This is a genomic window from Caballeronia sp. BR00000012568055 (genome assembly GCF_029439455.1).
Classification (GTDB): domain Bacteria; phylum Pseudomonadota; class Gammaproteobacteria; order Burkholderiales; family Burkholderiaceae; genus Caballeronia.
Window position 1 is genome coordinate 19,131 of sequence record NZ_JAQFVG010000006.1, and the last position, 316, is coordinate 19,446.

Consider the following 316-nt stretch of genomic DNA (forward strand, 5'->3'; position numbering starts at 1 on the left):
CTTGGTCTCCCGCGTTCGTCAGTCGTAGAGCAATCAAAGTTCCGCATTGGGCGAGCGCCGTGTCTGGAAGCTCAGTTGGTCGCTGTGTCACAAGGAGTAGTCCAACGCCGTATTTGCGCCCTTCACGCGCGATACGATTCGCAGAGTCCCGAGTGGTTGCGTTTGCGGATTCGCCCAAATACCTGTGAGCCTCCTCAAGGACAATTAGAACCGGGCTTGGCCGTCCAATACCGGGCCCCTGTGGTTCACTTCTCAATGCAATTTCAAACAACAAATTCAAAACTACGCCGATCGCAAGGTCAGCAGCGAGAGCAGG

General features: G+C 55.1%; 1 protein-coding gene. It reads right to left on the reverse strand.

Translation table 11 applies throughout. The features are described 5' to 3' along the window. A partial coding sequence (locus tag P7F28_RS33790; RefSeq protein ID WP_368860315.1) for an ATP-binding protein occupies window positions 1-280 on the reverse strand: 280 nt, incomplete at its 3' end. Between the last annotated feature and the right edge of the window lie 36 nt (window positions 281-316).